Raw genomic sequence first — 15,357 nt, 5'->3', positions numbered from 1 at the left:
CACTTTCACGGCACAAGCGGCTAGCCCGGCCGCCACGCTCGCAGCGAGCGCGCAAGGCGCTGCCATGGCTGCGAATCCTGCTGATCCCCGCCAATCAGTGATCGTGCAGGCGGCGTCATCCGCTGCCGGCGTCGCCCTCGCCGAGGCTCAGAGCCGGGCGGGCGTCAGGATTGACAACCGCTACCGCGCGGCATTCGCTGGTTTCTCGGCCAAGCTCACCGCGGCCCAAATCGCGCACTTGCGCAGCAGCCCCCTGGTCGAGCGGGTCGAGCTGGATACCGCAACTCACATCGACACGTTGCAGCCGGATGCCCCATGGGGGCTAGACCGCATCGACCAGCGTTCTTCGGCTCTTTCTGGCACCTACGACTACGGAACGTCAGGGGCTGGCGTGACGGTCTATGTGATCGACTCGGGAATCCGGCTTACCCACACCGAGTTCGGTGGCCGTGCGACGAGCGGCTATGACTTCGTCGATGATGACAGCGACGCCAGCGATTGCAACGGCCACGGCACGCATGTCAGCGGCACCATTGGCGGTACGACCTACGGTGTTGCGAAGTCCGTGAGCATGGTCGCCCTCCGCGTCTTCGATTGCGGAGGGAGCGGCTACGTCTCGGACCTGATCGCTGCCGTTGACTGGGTCGTTACCTACCGGTCAGGCCCCTCGGTCATTAACATTAGCGGCGGCGGCGAGTCCAATGCCCTGCTGGACGAGGCAGTGGAAAACGCCTCGGCAGCCGGCGTGCCGGTCGTCGTCGCTGCGGGCAACAGGTCGCAGGACTCGTGCGGCACCACCTCTCCGGCCGAGACGCCGGCGGCGATCACCGTCGGCGCAACCGACGAGGGCGACTATCGGTCGAGCTACTCCAATTTCGGGGAGTGCATCGACCTGTTTGCCCCCGGTAGCGGGGTTCGCTCCAGCTTCATCGGGTCGGATACTGACAGTACGCTGATGAGCGGTACATCCATGGCAGCGCCCCATGTTGCTGGTGCCGTAGCGCGGTACCTACAGGTCAACGCGTCGTCAACTCCCGCGCAAATCGACGACTTTCTTTCCGCACAGGCAACGCAGGGGGTGGTCTTCGACGCTCGGTCAACGAGCAACTATCTGCTCTACGTCTCGCCGGGGAACAGCGACGTCTCGCCGGGGAACAGCGACGTCACCCCGCCGACCGTGACTAGCCGGGTTCCGGTCGTCAATGCACGGTCGATCAGCCAGACGGCGAACATCTCGGCGACGTTTAGCGAACCGGTCATCAATGTGACGGCGAGCTCGTTCTCACTGCGCTCCCAAACGGCAACGGTAGCTGCGGCCGTGACCTACGCCTCGGGGACAAACGTCGCCACACTCAACCCGTCGTCGACCCTCGCAGCGGACACGCTCTATACCGTGACCGTGACCGGTGTGCGTGACATTGCCGGCAACGTGATCGCCGGCACGAGCTGGTCGTTTCAGTCGGGTCCGGCACCCACGATCATCGCGGCGGTCCCCAGAGCGGATGCCCGCGCAATCAGCCGGACCGCCAACGTCACGGTCACCTTCAGCGAGCCGGTGACGAAGGTTTCGACGACCACGATCACGATGAAGACGGGAACGACGCTCGTGCCAGCGGCCGTCACGTATGACGCGACAACCCGCACGGCGACGCTCAACCCCACAGCCACCCTCGGCGCCGACAGACTCTTCTCGGTCAACGTGTCTGGCCTGCTGGACGCCGTCGGCAACCCGTTAGTGCCCACCTCCTGGTCGTTCACGTCGGGGCCGGTGCCCACTATTACCAGTGTCAGCCCGGCATCGGGGGCGACATCCGTTAGCCGTACCGCCAACGCGACGGCGACCTTCAGCGAAGCGATCATCGGAGTGAGTGCGTCAACGGTGAAATTGACGAATGCTTCGACCGGCACGGTTATTACGGCAGTGAGGAACTTCAATTCGACGACGAAAGTTCTCACGATCAATCCCTCCGTGACGCTCGCGTCCAACACGCTGTACCGGGTGACGATTACGGGCGGTACCAGTGCGGTGCGGGATGCGGCCGGCAATCCCCTTGCAACGAAAACCTGGACGTTCCGAACCGGCAGTTCCATCTAGCAGAGCATGGTCTAGTCGAGTAACCGCGGCCTCGTAGGCTAGACCCATGCCCACCGCACACCTCACCCTGATCGGCAAGCCCGGTTGTCACCTCTGCGATGACGCACGCGACGTGGTCGGCAGCGTTGTGGCCAAGCTCGCCGATGACGCATCGGCCCTCACTATCACGCTCGAGGAACGTTCCATTCTCGATGACGCCGAGTTGCACGAGCGCTACCTGGAGGACATCCCGGTGCTCCTCATTAACGGCCAGGTGCACAATTACTGGCGCATCGATCCGGTGCGCCTGCGCACCGCCCTACTGGAGGTCTCATGACCATTCGTCACATCGTCTGCTGGAAACTCAGCGCTCTCACCCCGCGCAAGAAGGCCGACGACGCGGCCCAGATCGCTGCCGGCCTGAACGCCCTCGTCGGGGTTGTGCCCGAGATTCGCGCGTTGACGGTGGGTCCGGATGTTGCCGGTAACGAGAACTGGGACGTCGCGCTGATCGCCGACTTCGACGACCTCGAGGCCCTCGACCGCTACCAGAAGCACCCGGAGCACAAGAAGGCTGGTGCGTTCATCCGTACCGTCGTCGCCGACCGCCTGGCGGTCGACCTCGAGGTCTAGTTGATCCTTACGGCTCGAGGCGGGTCGGGCCGCGGAACAGGTAGGTGACCTCGCGAATCGATGCCTGGTGCAGCATGAGCATCAGTACGCGCGCGAGGCCCATGCCGAACCCTCCGTGCGAGGGCACGCCGTAGCGGAAGAAGTCCAGGTAGCCCTCAATCTCCTTCGGGTCAAGGCCCTTCTCGATCGCCTGCGCTTCGAGTACCTCGATGCGGTGCTCGCGCTGGGCTCCGGTCGAGATCTCGGTGCCGTTGAAGATGAGGTCGTAGCTCTTGGTAATCGACGCGTCGCCCTCGTGACGCATGTGATAAAACGGGCGAATACTCGAGGCGTAGTCGGTGAGGAACACGAATTCGTGTCCGTACTTCTCGGCCACGTAGGCGGCGATCTGACGCTCGCCCTCCGGGTCCATGTCGTCGTCGTCGCGGGGAACCTCGTAGCCGCGGCTCTTCACGATCTCCTTGGCCTCGGCCAGCGGGATGCGCGGGAACGGCGTGCTCGGAACGGTCACCTCGACGTCGAACAGGGCCTTGACCTCGTCGCCGTGCCGGGCCTTGACGGCGGTGAAGCCGGCGACCATGAGGTCTTCGTGCAGCTGCATGACGTCGTCGTGGCTGTTGATCCAGCTGATCTCGGAGTCAACACTGGTGAACTCGGTGGCGTGGCGGCTCGTGAACGAGGGGTCGGCGCGGAATGCCGGGCCGACCTCGAAGATCTTGCCGAAGCCGGCCGACTGCGCCATCTGCTTGAAGAACTGCGGGCTCTGCGCGAGGTACGCCTTCGTCTCGAAGTAGCCCACCTCGAACAGTTCGGCGCGACTCTCGCTCGCGCTGGCCATGAGTTTGGGGGTGTGCAGCTCGATGAAGTCGTGCTCGATCCAGTACGTGCGCAGCGCGTGCTCGAACGTGGTCTGAATGCGGAAGATGAGGTTCTGCTTCGGGTTGCGCAGGTCGAGGAAGCGCCAGTCCATGCGCTTGTCGAGGCTCGAGTCGGCCGCGATCGGTGTCTCGGGGATGGCGGCCGACACGACGGTGAGGGTGGCCAGCTTGATTTCGATGCCGCCGAGCTTGACCCGCTCGTCGTGCTTGAGCGCACCGGTCACCGTCACGAAGGTGCCCTGGGCGAGACCCGAGATACTGGTCGCCGGCTCGTCGGCGACGACCTGGCCATCGGCATCCGTTGTGCGGGGATTGACCAGCTGCACGGCGCCGGATTCGTCGCGCAGTACGACGAATTGCACTTTTTTCTGGTCTCGAACGGTATCGACCCAACCGGACACCGATACGGGGCCGTCGTCGAGAGCGGACAGGTTCTTGATTAATACGCGCGAAGTCACTGTTCGAGCTTAGCCGGAGCCGCCCAGGGTCCCCGCCGAGGGGAGCCCGGTGTACAAGTATTGAAGTTGCTGCCGATCGTGGATGACCTCGCCCGGAGCATCAGCATCGTTGACGTCTGAGCGCTCTCACGGCGGTTTCAAGGCTGGGGCCTCCGTAGACTGGTCGGGTGGTAGCCAGTCAAGTGCATCTCGTGCGTCACGGTGAGGTCTTTAACCCCGAACGCGTGCTCTACGGACGGCTGCCGAACTACCGGTTGTCCGAGCAGGGTGTGCTCATGGCCGCCACCGCCGCCGCCGAACTGGTCGAGCGCGGCCGCCCGGTCGTGCGCGTGATCGCCTCGCCGCTGCAGCGTGCGCAGGAATCAGCCGCACCGATCGCCGCCGCCTTTGGGCTGCCGGTCGACAGCGAGGAACGCATTATCGAACCGACCAACGCATTCGAAGGCAAGCGGATGCGCGGTCCAGACGGCGCGCTGCGCGACCCCCGCAACTGGCCGGCTTTGGTCAACCCGCTCCGGCCGAGCTGGGGCGAACCGTTTCGGGCTGTCTCGAAGCGGATGCTCGCGGCGATCGATGACGCCTGGAACTCGGTCGACGAGGGCGATGTTGTGCTGGTCAGCCACCAGCTGCCGATCTGGATGGTGCACCGCTCCCTCGCCCATGAACGACTCGCCCACGACCCGCGCAACCGGCGGTGCGATCTGTCGAGCATCACGACGCTGTCCTGGCGCGGCGACCACTTCGCGGAAACCGGTTATGCCAGCCCGGCCGCAGAACTTCTCGATCCGAGCAACGACGTGGGTGCCGTATGAGCCGCGTGAAGAGTCGCCGGGTCGCCCCGCTGGTGGCCGGTCTCGCCGCAGCCGCATTGTTGCTCGCCGGCTGCTCCTCTGACCCGCTCGCCGAGCAGTACCGCGAGGGCTCGAGCAAGGGCTTCATCGCCGGCGACGGCAGCGTCACCGAGATCCCCCTCGAAAGCCGCGGCGAGGCCATCGAGTTCTCCGGCGTGACCGAGACCGGTGAAACAGTCACCAGCGCCGACAAGCTTGGCGAGGTTCTGGTCGTCAATTTCTGGTACGCGAGCTGCGCGCCGTGCCGGGCCGAGGCATCCGATCTGCAAAGCATCAACGCGCAATTCGAAAATGAGGGCGCGAGTTTTCTCGGAGTCAACGTGCGGGACCAGGCGCCGAACGCGATCGCGTTCAACGAGACCTACAGCGTGACCTACCCCTCGGTGCTCGACGTCGACACCGGCGCCATGCAGCTCGCCTTCAGCGGCAGCATCCCGCCGAACGCGGTGCCCACCACACTTGTGCTCGACGCCGAAGGCCGGGTTGCCGCCCGCATTCTCGGCCAGGTCACCTCGCCCTCCATTCTGGAAACCCTGATTCGCGACACGATCGCGGAGACTGGCCCGATCATTGACAGCGGCACCGGCGAGTGAACAATCCCTTCGGAGAGATCGTCTTCAGCGGGCAGCTGCTCTTCGCTATTCCCATCGCGCTCCTGGCCGGGCTGGTGTCGTTCGCCTCCCCGTGCATTTTGCCGCTCGTACCCGGCTACCTCGCCTACATCGGCGGCTTCACCGACGGGCGCACCGGAACCTCCAAACGGGATCGGCGCGGCCGCAACCGGCTGCTGGCCGGGGTCGGCCTGTTCGTGCTCGGCTTCACCGTGGTGTTCGTGCTCACCGGCGTCGTTTTCGGCGCGGCCGGATTCTGGCTCAACTCCTACCGCGACCTGATCACCCGGATCGCCGGCGTCGTGGTCATTCTGCTCGGCCTGGTCTTCGTCGGCCAGTTCGGCGCGATGCAGCGCACCATCAAAACCAGTTGGCGCCCCAAGATGGGCCTGGCCGGAGCGCCCCTGCTCGGCGCGGTGTTTGCGGTCGGCTGGACGCCGTGCACCGGCCCGACCCTCACCGCCATCAACTCCCTCAGCCTTGGCACCGGCTCACCCTGGCAGGGCGGTCTGCTCGCGTTGTTCTATTCCCTCGGCCTCGGTATTCCGTTCCTGTTGATCGCCCTCGGCCTCAACTGGGCCACCGGATCGGTCGCATTCCTGAAACGGCATATACGTGCCATCAACCTGTTCGGCGGCGTTTTGCTCGTCGTTATCGGAGTCCTCATGGTGACCGGCATCTGGAATGCCTGGCTCCTCGACCTGCAAGGGGTGATTGGCAGCTTTGTCCCGGCCATCTGACCACTACGATTCCCGCCCGCAGACACCGGGGGTCGTGCAGCCCAAGCTCGGCCTGACCGGCTGGCTGCGCTGGTTCTGGCGTCAGCTCACGAGTATGCGCACCGCCCTGTTTCTGCTGCTGATGCTCGCTATCGCCGCCATTCCCGGATCGCTAGTGCCGCAGCGCAGCTCAGACCCGAACGGCGTCACCCAGTACTTTGCCGACAACCCCGACCTGGCACCGGTCCTCGACCAGCTGCAAGCCTTCGACGTGTACACCTCGGCCTGGTTCTCGGCGATCTACCTGCTGCTGTTCATCTCGCTCATCGGCTGCGTCATTCCGCGCACCAAACACCATTTTCTGGCCCTGCGTGCGAAGCCGCCGACCACTCCGGCGCGGCTCTCCCGCCTGTCGGGTTTCATCGAGCATGACGCGCCGGCTGAAACGGATGCCTCCGCCGCCATCACCCACGCCCGCACCCTCCTGAAATCCAGCGGCTACCGCGTCGCCCGGTTCGAGGCTGAGGGGGAGTCATCGGTCTCGGCCGAACGCGGCTACCTGCGCGAGACCGGGAACCTGATCTTTCACGGCGCCCTGGTAGGCGTTCTGGTCACCGTCGGATTCGGCGGCGGCTACGGCTTCAGCGGCCAGCGCGTGCTGGTCGAAGGCCAGACTTTCGTGAACACGCTGCTCGCGTACGACTCCTTCAACCCTGGACGTTTCTTCGACGACGGAACCCTCGACCCCTACACCCTGAGCCTCGACGACTTCGCGGTGGCCTACGAGCAGCTCAACCTGCAGGCCTACGGCCAGCCGATCGACTTCACCGCCGACGTGACCGTCACCCCCAAGGGCGCAGAAGCGGAGCCCAGCGTGGTTAAGGTCAATGGGCCGCTGCGCACGAACGGCACGAGCATCTACCTGCTCGGCAACGGCTACGCACCGACCATTCAGGTCACGGCCCCCGACGGCACCGTGGTGTTCTCCGATTCGGTACCGTTTCTGCCGCAGGACGCCAACCTCACCTCGCTCGGCATCGTCAAGGTGCCAGACGGTCTGGCCGAACAGCTCGGCATGATCGGTTTCTTCTATCCCACCCAGGACAAGGCCGAGTCCGGGGCGAACTTCTCCAGCTACCCCGACCTCGAGTATCCGCTGCTCACCCTGAACGTGTACACCGGCGACCTCGGTCTCGATGACGGCGTGCCGACATCCGTTTATGCCCTCGTCACCGACGATCTGACCCAGCAGAACGGCGGCACCACCGGAGTCGACTCGATCGAACTCAAGCCGGGCGAGTCCACCGAGCTGCCGAATGACCTCGGCACGGTCAGCTTCATCGACAACGACCCGGCCGCCTCGGCGGCCGGCGATCTCAAGCAGTCGGTTCCGCGCTTTGCCAGCTTCGACATTCACCACGATCCGACCCAGATCTGGCTGATCTCCTTCTCCGCACTCGTGCTGTTCGGCCTGTTCACCGGACTGCTCGTGCCGCGTCGCCGAGTCTGGGTCAAGGCGACCACGCGTGCCGATGGAACGGTTCACCTCGAATATGCCGGCCTCGCCCGTGGTGACGACCCAGCCCTCGGCAGCGCCGTCACGGCCCTGGCCGACCGACATCTGAAACTGCTCAAGTCCCACCAACCCATCGTCGCCACCCCCGAAACGACTTAGGCTTAGATCGTGAATCTGACTGACCCCGCACTGCTCAACTCGTACTCGCTCTACGCGCTGTATTCGGCGATGGGCGTCTACGCCCTCGCTTTCATCGCCTTCGCGATCGACCTCGCCCGCCGCTCGAGCGCGGTCGGCGTGATCGAGGCGGCCGACCTGGCGGAAACGGATGCCGCTGCTTCGGCCGGCGCCGCAGCATCCGCTGGCGGTACCCGCACCCTTGAGCGACCGGCCCTGAAACGGCCGGTGCTGTCCCGCCTCAGCGCGCGGATGGACAACGATGCGGCCATGCCCTACGGCCGCTCGTCGAGCCTGCGGGTGGGCGTCTCGCTCACCGTGCTCGCCTGGGCACTGCACCTCGTGGCAACCGTTATGCGCGGTTTCGCCGCCGACCGGGTGCCGTGGGCGAACATGTACGAATTCGCCATGACCGGAACCCTGCTCATCATGACGGTGTTTCTGCTCGTGCTGGTGCGCTCGGACCTGCGTTTTCTCGGAACCTTCGTCACTGGCCTCGTGCTCGTGCTGCTCGGAATTGCCGCCCTGCAGTTCTACGTCGAGGTCGCCCCGCTGCCGCCGGCGCTGCAGTCGGCCTGGCTGGTGATCCACGTTTTCGTGGCGTCCCTCGGCACCGGAATGTTCGCGCTCGGCTTCGCCCTGTCGACCGTTCAGCTGTTGCAGTCGCGGCGGGAGAACCACGTGCTCGAGGGAGCTGCCGCGCCGCGCGGGGCGATCGCATCCGCTCTGCGCCTGCGTTTTCTGGCCACGCTGCCGTCGTCAGTGACACTGGAGAATCTGTCCTACCGCATCAATATCGTCGGCTTCATTTTGTGGACCTTCACCCTGATGGCCGGCTCGATCTGGGCCGAACAGGCCTGGGGCCGCTACTGGGGCTGGGACACCAAAGAGGTCTGGACTTTCATCATCTGGGTCATCTACGCCGGCTACATCCACGCCCGTGCGACCCGCGGCTGGCGCGGATCACGCTCGGCCTGGCTGTCGATCATCGGTTTCAGCGCCGTCATGTTCAACTTCGGCATCGTCAACGTGTTCTTCAAGGGCCTGCACGCCTACTCTGGCTTGTAGCCCGCAGTCACCCGCTTTCGCGATTAGGTTGCGCGCTACTCGGCGGCGGCGAGGAGCGCGTGGGTGCGCGCGAGGCGCGCCAGCCACCAGTCGCGGCGCTCCGGACTGGCCGCGTGCTGCGTAAGCAGAGCAGGGTCGGGGGTGACCCGGCGCACCGGAATCGCGCCGTCGACCGGGAGCAGCGGGTGGGTCGTGACGTCCTCGGCCAGCAGCGAGGCCGTGCCCAGTCCGCAGTCGAAGTACAGGCCGGGAACGGATGCGGCCAGGTGGGCGCCCATGGACAGCCCGACGGAGGTGTCGAGGGCGCTGGAGACGACGACCGGAAGACCGGTCTGGCCGATGATCGACAGGGCGGCGCGAATGCCGCCGAGTGGCTGCGCCTTGATCACCAGGATGTCGGCGGCGCCGGCCCTCGCCACGGCGAGTGGGTCGCTGCTCTTGCGCACGCTCTCGTCGGCGGCGATCGGCACGCTCAGGTAGGTCGTGCGCTGGCGAATCTCAGCCAGTTCCGGCACGGTCAGGCAGGGCTGCTCGACGTATTCGAGATCAAAGGCGCTCAGGGCGTGAATGGCATGCTCCGCCTCATCCACATTCCACAGTCCGTTCGCATCGATTCGGATGCGTCCCTCCGGGCCGAGCACGCGGCGCACCTCGGCGACCCGGGCAACATCGTCGGCCAGAGTCTGATCGGGGCTGGCCACCTTCACCTTGGCTGTGCGGCAGCCGGGAAAACGGGCGAGCACTTCGGCGACCTTGTCGGCGGAGACGGCGGGCACGGTGGCGTTGACCGGAATGCTTGTGCGCAGCGGGTGCGGCGAGTCCTGCCAGCCGAAATCAATCGCGGCCCGCAGCCAGTTGACTGCCTCAGCGTCGTCGTATTCGACGAAGGGAGAAAACTCCGTCCAGCCCTGCGGCCCCTCGAGCAGCATTGCTTCCCGGCTGTCCAGGCCTCGAAACCGGTCGAACAGTTTCAGGGAGACGACGTGCGCGGAACCGAGAAGCTCTTCCAAGGGGGGGACCGTGGCATCCAGTGAGGTCATCATGGCTCCAGTCTGGCAGTCTCCGGCTGGGTAGTTGGTCAGAGCGAATCCTGATCGAGGTCATCGCCCTCATGATCGTGGTCGATGCCGTTCGGCCTGACATTGACCAGGGCGACCGCGATTCCGGGGGCGATGAGCAGATAGGCGTCTTCGAACCGGCCTTCCCCGCTGTTTACCCGCAACCAGTACGGCAGCCCGGCAGCGATGGCGCCGTCGATCTCCACCTGGATCGACTCGACCGAACGGCCGCCGAGGGAATAGGGCTTGCCGCCATAGACGATGTCGATGCGGTTCATGGTTCGTCCTTCGAGCTCAGTGGCGCGAACGGGGAGCGGGGTTCTGGAACAATTTGCAGGCCGCCGGAGGAGTTGGCCGTGGCCATGAGCGCCTCGATCCACTCGCGGTTCAGGGTGGGGGAGCGGCTGCCGAAATACTTGTATGCGATTGGGATGCCGGGGTGCAGCCAGATGGTGGTCCGCCCGTTGCCCGCCTGCGGGTCATTGCGCCAGGTGAAATAGAACGATTCGCCGCGCCGAAACTTGGCTCCGATGACCACCTGGATATGCGCCAGAACTCGATCGTCGAAGTCCGCGGTGAGGGTCGAGTCGTAGGTCAGCTTTCCCATGTCTCGCTCCAGCTCGCGTGCATTCGGTTGATCCTGACCTCGCTAGTCGCGCAGGTAGTGTTCCAGCCGGGGCACGTGCAGAAGAGCCAGGGCGCGTTTCTCGATCTGCCGCACGCGTTCCCGGGTGACGCCCTCGATGTGGGCGATCTGGTCGAGGGTACGGGGCTCGTTGCCGTCGAGGCCGAACCGGGCCCGCAGAATGGAGCGTTCTCGGGGCGGCAGTGTTTCGAGAAAGAAGCGGATGTCCGCGGCACGCAGGGTCAGGGTGGCGTGCTCGTCGGGCTGGGGCAGGTCGTCGTCGATGATGAGTTCAGCCATATCGCCGGCGCCATCGCCGACCGGGGTGTGCAGGGAGATCGGTTCGTTGTCGTACTGCAGCAGCCGCAGCACATCGCGCACTGAAAGCTGCGCGGCCTCACCGATCTCGCGTGCTGTCGGGTCGCGGTCGAGCACGCTCGTCAGATCACGACGGATCCGCTTGATCTTATTCAGCTTCTCGGCCGTGTGCACCGGGATGCGGATCATGCGCGATTTGTCGGCCATGCCGCGGTGGATGGCCTGGCGGATCCACCAGGTGGCGTAGGTGGAGAACTTGTAGCCGGTCATGAAGTCATACTTTTCGACCGCACGCACCAGGCCCATATTGCCGTCCTGAACGAGGTCCATGATGGGCACCCCGCGACCGGAATAGTGTTTGGCGATGCTGACGACCAAGCGCAGGTTGGCCTCGATGAACTGGTTCTTGGCGCGGCGCCCGTCTTGCCCGAGCCAGGCCAGGTCCCGCTGCTCCACCGAATCGCGCCGGAGGGCATCGCCGTCCCGCAGCAGTCGAGCCTCAGCGAACAGACCCACCTCGATGCGGCGCGCCAGATCAACCTCCTGCTCGGCGTTGAGCAAGGTCCCCTTGCCGATGCGGCGCAGGTAATCGCCGAAGGCATCCGTTGATGCGGCGCTGTAGCTGGCCGATGCCGCGGCGCGGCGCGGCGCGGTATTCGCTGCCGGGCGCGCCAGCGGAGCGGTGTTGGTGTTTCTCTCAACAGTCGTCGTCATGAGCGCTTGCCCCCGCACTGGCTGCTGCTGTCTGTGATATTCATGGCCACCTCCCCGTGTATTCCAAGTCATTAGTACACCCCCGAAGGGGGGTGGCGATCAAGGGCTTGACATATTGTTTGGTACAGGTTACCTGAGGTTATTTCGTCTTTACAACCGTGGGTATTACGAGTTGGTGAAGCCGCAAGCTGCGCGTCTGCCCCCGTAGGCTGACAGCATGAGCGAACAGGTATCCGAAATCTTCGATGCGAGCCAATGGAAGGCCGTTGCCGGCTTTGAAGACCTCACCGATCTGACCTACCACCAGGATCTGAGCGGCCGAATCGCCCGCATCGCCTTTGACCGGCCCGAGGTGCGCAACGCCTTTCGCCCGCGCACGGTCGACGAGTTGTTCAGCGCTCTGGAAGACGCTCGGCTGAACTCGAAAATCGGCGTCGTTCTGCTCACCGGTAATGGCCCGAGTGCCAAGGACGGCGGCTGGGCTTTCTGCTCCGGTGGCGATCAGCGCATCCGCGGCCGGGACGGCTACAAGTACTCCGAGGGCGAGACGGCAGCGGGCATCGACCGCGGACGCGCCGGGCGCCTGCATATTCTGGAAGTGCAGCGTCTCATCCGTTTCATGCCCAAGGTCGTCATTGCGGTCATACCCGGCTGGGCGGCCGGCGGCGGGCACTCCCTGCACGTGGTCTGCGACCTGAGTATCGCCAGCGCCGAACACGGCAAATTCAAGCAGACGGATGCCGATGTCGGCTCCTTCGACGCCGGTTACGGCAGCGCCTACTTCGCCCGCCAGGTCGGCCAGAAAGCCGCCCGCGAGGTGTTCTTTCTGGCTCGCGAATACTCGGCCCAGCGTGCGCTCGAGATGGGCGCGATCAACGCCGTCGTGCCGCACGCCGAACTGGAAACCGTGGCACTGGACTGGGCTCGAGAGATTCTGACCAAGTCGCCCACCGCGATTCGCATGCTCAAGTTCGCCTTCAACGCCGTCGACGACGGGCTGGTCGGCCAGCAGGTGTTCGCCGGCGAGGCCACCCGCCTCGCTTATGGCACCGATGAAGCCGTCGAGGGCCGAGACTCCTTCCTGGAGAAGCGTGAACCGGACTGGTCGCCGTACCCGTGGCAGTACTGACGTGAGGCCGCTGCTCGCGGTCGCGCCGGAGCATCCGCTCGACTTTTTGGCCGTGCTGCGAAACGCGCTCGCCGGCAGCGGGCCGGCCGTGCTGCCGCTGTCGACCGATCGGGCTGCCGGAATGCCGGTCCTCGGCGACGTGCCGAAGCGGGTCGCCGTGGTGATCGAGACCTCCGGGTCGACGGGGGCGCCGAAACGGGCCATGCTCGCCACCAATGCGCTGCTGGCCGGTGCCGCGGCGTCGGCGGTCGCCCTCGGTGGACCGGGGCAGTGGCTGCTGGCCCTTCCGGTGCACTACATCGCCGGGGTGCAGGTGCTGGTGCGCTCGATCGCCGCCGAGACCACCCCGATCGTGCTACCGCCTGGCCACTTCGATCCGCAGAATTTTCTTCGTCTGGCCGAGACCATGACCGAGCCGCTGCGCTACACCGCGCTGGTTCCGGTGCAGCTGGCCCGGCTTCTCGACGCAGCGGATGACCCGGCCCTGCTGGCCGTGCTGCGGCGCTTCACCGCGATTTTGGTCGGCGGGCAGGCCATCCGACCCGAGCTCATCGCGCGGGCGGCCGAACTGGAGGTGCGGGTCGTGCGCACCTATGGATCGTCGGAGACGGCCGGTGGGTGCGTCTACGACGGGGTTCCGATCGGGGACACCCTCGTGCGTCTCGTCGACGGGCAGCTCGAGCTGTCGGGCGCGGTGCTCGCCGAGGGGTACCTCGACGATGCACCGCGCACCGCTGACCGGTTCATCGTGGAGCAGGGGGTGCGCTGGTATCGCACCGGCGACCTCGGCGAGGTCGATCCCCTCAGCGGTCGCGTCACGGTGCGCGGCCGGGCCGACAACGTGATCATCTCCGGCGGCGAGAAGGTGTCCCTCGACGCCGTCGAACGGATCGTGCGGTCCTGTGTGGGCTTCGAGACGGCGGTTGTGCTCGGTGGCGATGACGCCCAATGGGGCCAGGTGCCGGTTCTGGTGGTGGCCGGGCCGGAAAGCGCGGCGGCGGATCTGGCTGTCGTGGGGGCATCCGTTGTGGCGCTGCTGGGGCGTGCCGCCAGGCCCGCGCGCGTCGTGCGAGTGGAGCAGATCCCGCTGCTGGCCTCGGGTAAGCCCGACCGGGTGGCGTTGGCCGGTATTGTGTTGGCCGGTACTGTGTTGGCCAGTACTGTGTTGGCCGGTCCTGGGCCAACAAGTAGCATGGTGGCGTGGCACAAGGAGCTCGGCCGGTCAGGCCCAAACAACAAAGACTGAACCCTGCGGCGACGCTGGCGGGTGCCGCTTCCGGCGGCAAGACCAACGGCAAGTCAGGCCATCCAGCCTTCAAAAACGTGCCGCGCAAGGGGCCCGCCGCGGTCAAGCCGGCCACGGCCGCAGACTGGATCGCCGGTGCGCGCCTGCGCACCCTGCCGCTCGCCATCGCTCCTGTGCTGCTCGGCACCGGAGCCGCCATCGTCGCGGCCGGCCCCGGCGTCTACCACCCGGTGCGCGCGCTGCTCGCCCTCGCGGTGGCCCTGCTGCTGCAGATCGGCGTCAACTACGCCAACGACTATTCCGACGGCATTCGCGGCACCGACGCTTTTCGGGTCGGTCCGGCCCGGCTGACCGGCGGCGGCGTTGCCAACCCCCGTACCGTGCTGCGCGTCGCCCTGGTCTTCTTCGGCCTCGCCGCCGTGGCCGGCCTGACCCTCGTCATTCTGACCCAGTACTGGTGGCTGCTACTCGTCGGCGTCGTCGCCCTGGTGGCGGCCTGGTTCTACACCGGTGGCAGAAAGCCCTACGGCTACCTCGGCCTCGGCGAACTGTTCGTGTTCGTCTTCTTCGGGCTCGTCGCCACCGCCGGCACCACCTACGTGCAGGTCGGCGACTTCACGACCGAGAGCGTGCTCGGCGGTGTGGCGATGGGACTGATCGCCTGTGCCGTGCTCATGGTCAACAACCTGCGAGACATCGTGCCCGACCAGGCCGCCGGCAAGCGCACCCTCGCGGTGCGCATCGGCCGCACGGCTTCCCGGGTCGTCTTCTGCGTCTTCCTGCTGCTGCCGTTCGTGATCGCCGGACTGTTCAGCCTGGTTTATCCGCTCGGGATCTTCACGTTCTTCGTGCTGCTGCTGGCGCTGCCGGCCTGCCTCATTACGGTCACCGCGACGTCGGCCAGGGAACTCATCCTTGCGCTGAAGCTGACCAGCCTCGCGGCGCTGGCCTACGGGCTGCTACTGGGACTTGCTTTCGCGTTCTGAGTTGGTGGTTTCTTCGGCATTCAGCGCCTGGTCCTCGACCTCAGAATCCGGGTTTACCGGCTCCTTGCCGGGGTGCCGCGCCCGGTACAGGTCACGCGCCACGCTCTCGCGGGACTTGCCGAGAAACAGGTAGGACAGGCACAGGCCGAGCATGGCAGCGATGACGGCCGCAGCCCAGGGCCAGAAACCGAGGGAGAGCAGGATCGCCAGCGGTACGGCAAACATCAGCACGCGCATCACGGAGTAGTACAGCCAGGGGGCCACGAATTTCATGAGCCAAGTTTAGAACGCCGCGC

17 protein-coding genes are annotated in these 15,357 nt (G+C 65.7%); 11 read left to right on the top strand and 6 right to left on the bottom strand.

What is annotated here, in order from left to right:
• The first annotated feature begins 64 nt into the window (after positions 1 to 64).
• From E3O45_RS15320 to E3O45_RS15310, 3 genes are read left to right on the top strand one after another with little or no spacing between them, the layout of a single operon-like run.
• A complete protein-coding gene (locus E3O45_RS15320) occupies positions 65 to 2,095 on the top strand; it encodes an Ig-like domain-containing protein (RefSeq protein ID WP_166789519.1) in 2,031 nt (676 codons plus the stop codon).
• A gap of 46 nt (positions 2,096 to 2,141) precedes the next feature.
• Positions 2,142 to 2,411, top strand: coding sequence for a glutaredoxin family protein (locus E3O45_RS15315; RefSeq protein ID WP_134444217.1), 270 nt, complete (start codon positions 2,142 to 2,144; stop codon positions 2,409 to 2,411).
• Entirely contained in the window at positions 2,408 to 2,707 is a 300-nt protein-coding gene (locus tag E3O45_RS15310; protein ID WP_104131639.1) for a Dabb family protein, read from the top strand. The genes E3O45_RS15315 and E3O45_RS15310 overlap by 4 nt, the downstream gene beginning before the upstream one ends.
• A 7-nt stretch (positions 2,708 to 2,714) precedes the next feature.
• Here the strand turns inward: E3O45_RS15310 and aspS are convergent, their stop codons facing one another.
• Positions 2,715 to 4,043 (bottom strand): aspartate--tRNA(Asn) ligase, encoded by a 1,329-nt coding sequence (gene aspS, locus E3O45_RS15305; RefSeq protein WP_104131640.1) that lies wholly within the window; start codon positions 4,041 to 4,043, stop codon positions 2,715 to 2,717.
• A gap of 167 nt (positions 4,044 to 4,210) precedes the next feature.
• On the opposite strand from aspS, the gene E3O45_RS15300 reads away from it, so the two are divergent.
• From E3O45_RS15300 to ccsB, 5 genes are all read left to right on the top strand, one after another.
• Positions 4,211 to 4,855, top strand: a complete 645-nt coding sequence (locus E3O45_RS15300; protein WP_134444215.1) for a histidine phosphatase family protein — start codon at positions 4,211 to 4,213, stop codon at positions 4,853 to 4,855.
• On the top strand, positions 4,852 to 5,487 hold the full coding sequence (locus tag E3O45_RS15295) for a TlpA disulfide reductase family protein (protein WP_134444214.1): 636 nt from the start codon (positions 4,852 to 4,854) through the stop codon (positions 5,485 to 5,487). Before E3O45_RS15300 ends, E3O45_RS15295 begins: the two co-directional genes overlap by 4 nt.
• Positions 5,484 to 6,245 (top strand): cytochrome c biogenesis CcdA family protein, encoded by a 762-nt coding sequence (locus tag E3O45_RS15290; protein ID WP_092448428.1) that lies wholly within the window; start codon positions 5,484 to 5,486, stop codon positions 6,243 to 6,245. The genes E3O45_RS15295 and E3O45_RS15290 overlap by 4 nt, the downstream gene beginning before the upstream one ends.
• Positions 6,229 to 7,899, top strand: coding sequence for a cytochrome c biogenesis protein ResB (locus E3O45_RS15285; RefSeq protein WP_104131642.1), 1,671 nt, complete (start codon positions 6,229 to 6,231; stop codon positions 7,897 to 7,899). Before E3O45_RS15290 ends, E3O45_RS15285 begins: the two co-directional genes overlap by 17 nt.
• Before the next feature lie 69 nt (positions 7,900 to 7,968).
• Complete coding sequence (ccsB, locus tag E3O45_RS15280; RefSeq protein WP_134444273.1) at positions 7,969 to 8,985, top strand: c-type cytochrome biogenesis protein CcsB; 1,017 nt, start codon at positions 7,969 to 7,971, stop codon at positions 8,983 to 8,985.
• 35 nt (positions 8,986 to 9,020) lie between these two features.
• On the opposite strand, the gene E3O45_RS15275 is transcribed toward ccsB, so the two are convergent.
• Genes E3O45_RS15275 through E3O45_RS15260 form a run of 4 tightly spaced genes read right to left on the bottom strand, consistent with a single transcriptional unit; the run spans position 9,021 to position 11,700 of the window.
• The gene (locus tag E3O45_RS15275; RefSeq protein WP_241985390.1) at positions 9,021 to 10,028 is read right to left on the bottom strand and encodes an o-succinylbenzoate synthase; all 1,008 of its coding nucleotides are present in this window, start codon (positions 10,026 to 10,028) and stop codon (positions 9,021 to 9,023) included.
• 35 nt (positions 10,029 to 10,063) lie between these two features.
• Entirely contained in the window at positions 10,064 to 10,321 is a 258-nt protein-coding gene (locus E3O45_RS15270) for a hypothetical protein (RefSeq protein WP_134444212.1), read from the bottom strand.
• Complete coding sequence (locus tag E3O45_RS15265) at positions 10,318 to 10,650, bottom strand: ATP-dependent DNA ligase (protein WP_134444211.1); 333 nt, start codon at positions 10,648 to 10,650, stop codon at positions 10,318 to 10,320. The genes E3O45_RS15270 and E3O45_RS15265 overlap by 4 nt, the downstream gene beginning before the upstream one ends.
• Before the next feature lie 42 nt (positions 10,651 to 10,692).
• Positions 10,693 to 11,700 carry an RNA polymerase sigma factor RpoD/SigA gene (locus E3O45_RS15260; protein WP_166789518.1) on the bottom strand — a complete coding sequence of 336 codons (1,008 nt, stop codon included), beginning with the start codon at positions 11,698 to 11,700 and terminating at the stop codon, positions 10,693 to 10,695.
• A gap of 217 nt (positions 11,701 to 11,917) precedes the next feature.
• Here E3O45_RS15260 and E3O45_RS15255 point away from each other — a divergent pair, with 217 nt between their 5' ends.
• Genes E3O45_RS15255 through E3O45_RS15245 form a run of 3 tightly spaced genes read left to right on the top strand, consistent with a single transcriptional unit; the run spans position 11,918 to position 15,061 of the window.
• Complete coding sequence (locus E3O45_RS15255) at positions 11,918 to 12,829, top strand: 1,4-dihydroxy-2-naphthoyl-CoA synthase (protein WP_134444208.1); 912 nt, start codon at positions 11,918 to 11,920, stop codon at positions 12,827 to 12,829.
• Between the two features lies 1 nt (position 12,830).
• A complete protein-coding gene (locus E3O45_RS15250; RefSeq protein WP_241985389.1) occupies positions 12,831 to 14,075 on the top strand; it encodes an AMP-binding protein in 1,245 nt (414 codons plus the stop codon).
• Positions 14,030 to 15,061, top strand: a complete 1,032-nt coding sequence (locus tag E3O45_RS15245; protein WP_370449933.1) for a 1,4-dihydroxy-2-naphthoate polyprenyltransferase — start codon at positions 14,030 to 14,032, stop codon at positions 15,059 to 15,061. Before E3O45_RS15250 ends, E3O45_RS15245 begins: the two co-directional genes overlap by 46 nt.
• On the opposite strand, the gene E3O45_RS15240 is transcribed toward E3O45_RS15245, so the two are convergent.
• Positions 15,035 to 15,334: a DUF4229 domain-containing protein gene (locus E3O45_RS15240; RefSeq protein ID WP_134444206.1), complete on the bottom strand. Its 300-nt coding sequence runs from the start codon at positions 15,332 to 15,334 to the stop codon at positions 15,035 to 15,037. The two genes, E3O45_RS15245 and E3O45_RS15240, sit on opposite strands and share 27 nt — an antisense overlap.
• Between the last annotated feature and the right edge of the window lie 23 nt (positions 15,335 to 15,357).

It is taken from the genome of Cryobacterium sp. TMS1-20-1 (genome assembly GCF_004402355.1).
Taxonomy (GTDB): Bacteria; Actinomycetota; Actinomycetes; order Actinomycetales; family Microbacteriaceae; genus Cryobacterium; species Cryobacterium levicorallinum.
The sequence above is the reverse complement of the archived record's forward strand: the minus strand, read 5'-3'. Positions and strand labels throughout refer to the sequence as shown.

Excerpts from the sequence above, each read along its gene's own strand:
- E3O45_RS15320 (WP_166789519.1), top strand. The coding sequence starts at position 65 with ATGGCTGCGAATCCTGCTGATCCCCGCCAATCAGTGATCGTGCAGGCG.
- ccsB (WP_134444273.1), top strand. The coding sequence starts at position 7,969 with ATGGGCGTCTACGCCCTCGCTTTCATCGCCTTCGCGATCGACCTCGCC.
- E3O45_RS15310 (WP_104131639.1), top strand. The coding sequence starts at position 2,408 with ATGACCATTCGTCACATCGTCTGCTGGAAACTCAGCGCTCTCACCCCG.
- E3O45_RS15270 (WP_134444212.1), bottom strand. The coding sequence starts at position 10,321 with ATGAACCGCATCGACATCGTCTATGGCGGCAAGCCCTATTCCCTCGGC.
- E3O45_RS15295 (WP_134444214.1), top strand. The coding sequence starts at position 4,852 with ATGAGCCGCGTGAAGAGTCGCCGGGTCGCCCCGCTGGTGGCCGGTCTC.
- E3O45_RS15275 (WP_241985390.1), bottom strand. The coding sequence starts at position 10,028 with ATGATGACCTCACTGGATGCCACGGTCCCCCCCTTGGAAGAGCTTCTC.
- E3O45_RS15240 (WP_134444206.1), bottom strand. The coding sequence starts at position 15,334 with ATGAAATTCGTGGCCCCCTGGCTGTACTACTCCGTGATGCGCGTGCTG.
- E3O45_RS15255 (WP_134444208.1), top strand. The coding sequence starts at position 11,918 with ATGAGCGAACAGGTATCCGAAATCTTCGATGCGAGCCAATGGAAGGCC.
- E3O45_RS15265 (WP_134444211.1), bottom strand. The coding sequence starts at position 10,650 with ATGGGAAAGCTGACCTACGACTCGACCCTCACCGCGGACTTCGACGAT.
- E3O45_RS15260 (WP_166789518.1), bottom strand. The coding sequence starts at position 11,700 with ATGACGACGACTGTTGAGAGAAACACCAACACCGCTCCGCTGGCGCGC.
- E3O45_RS15315 (WP_134444217.1), top strand. The coding sequence starts at position 2,142 with ATGCCCACCGCACACCTCACCCTGATCGGCAAGCCCGGTTGTCACCTC.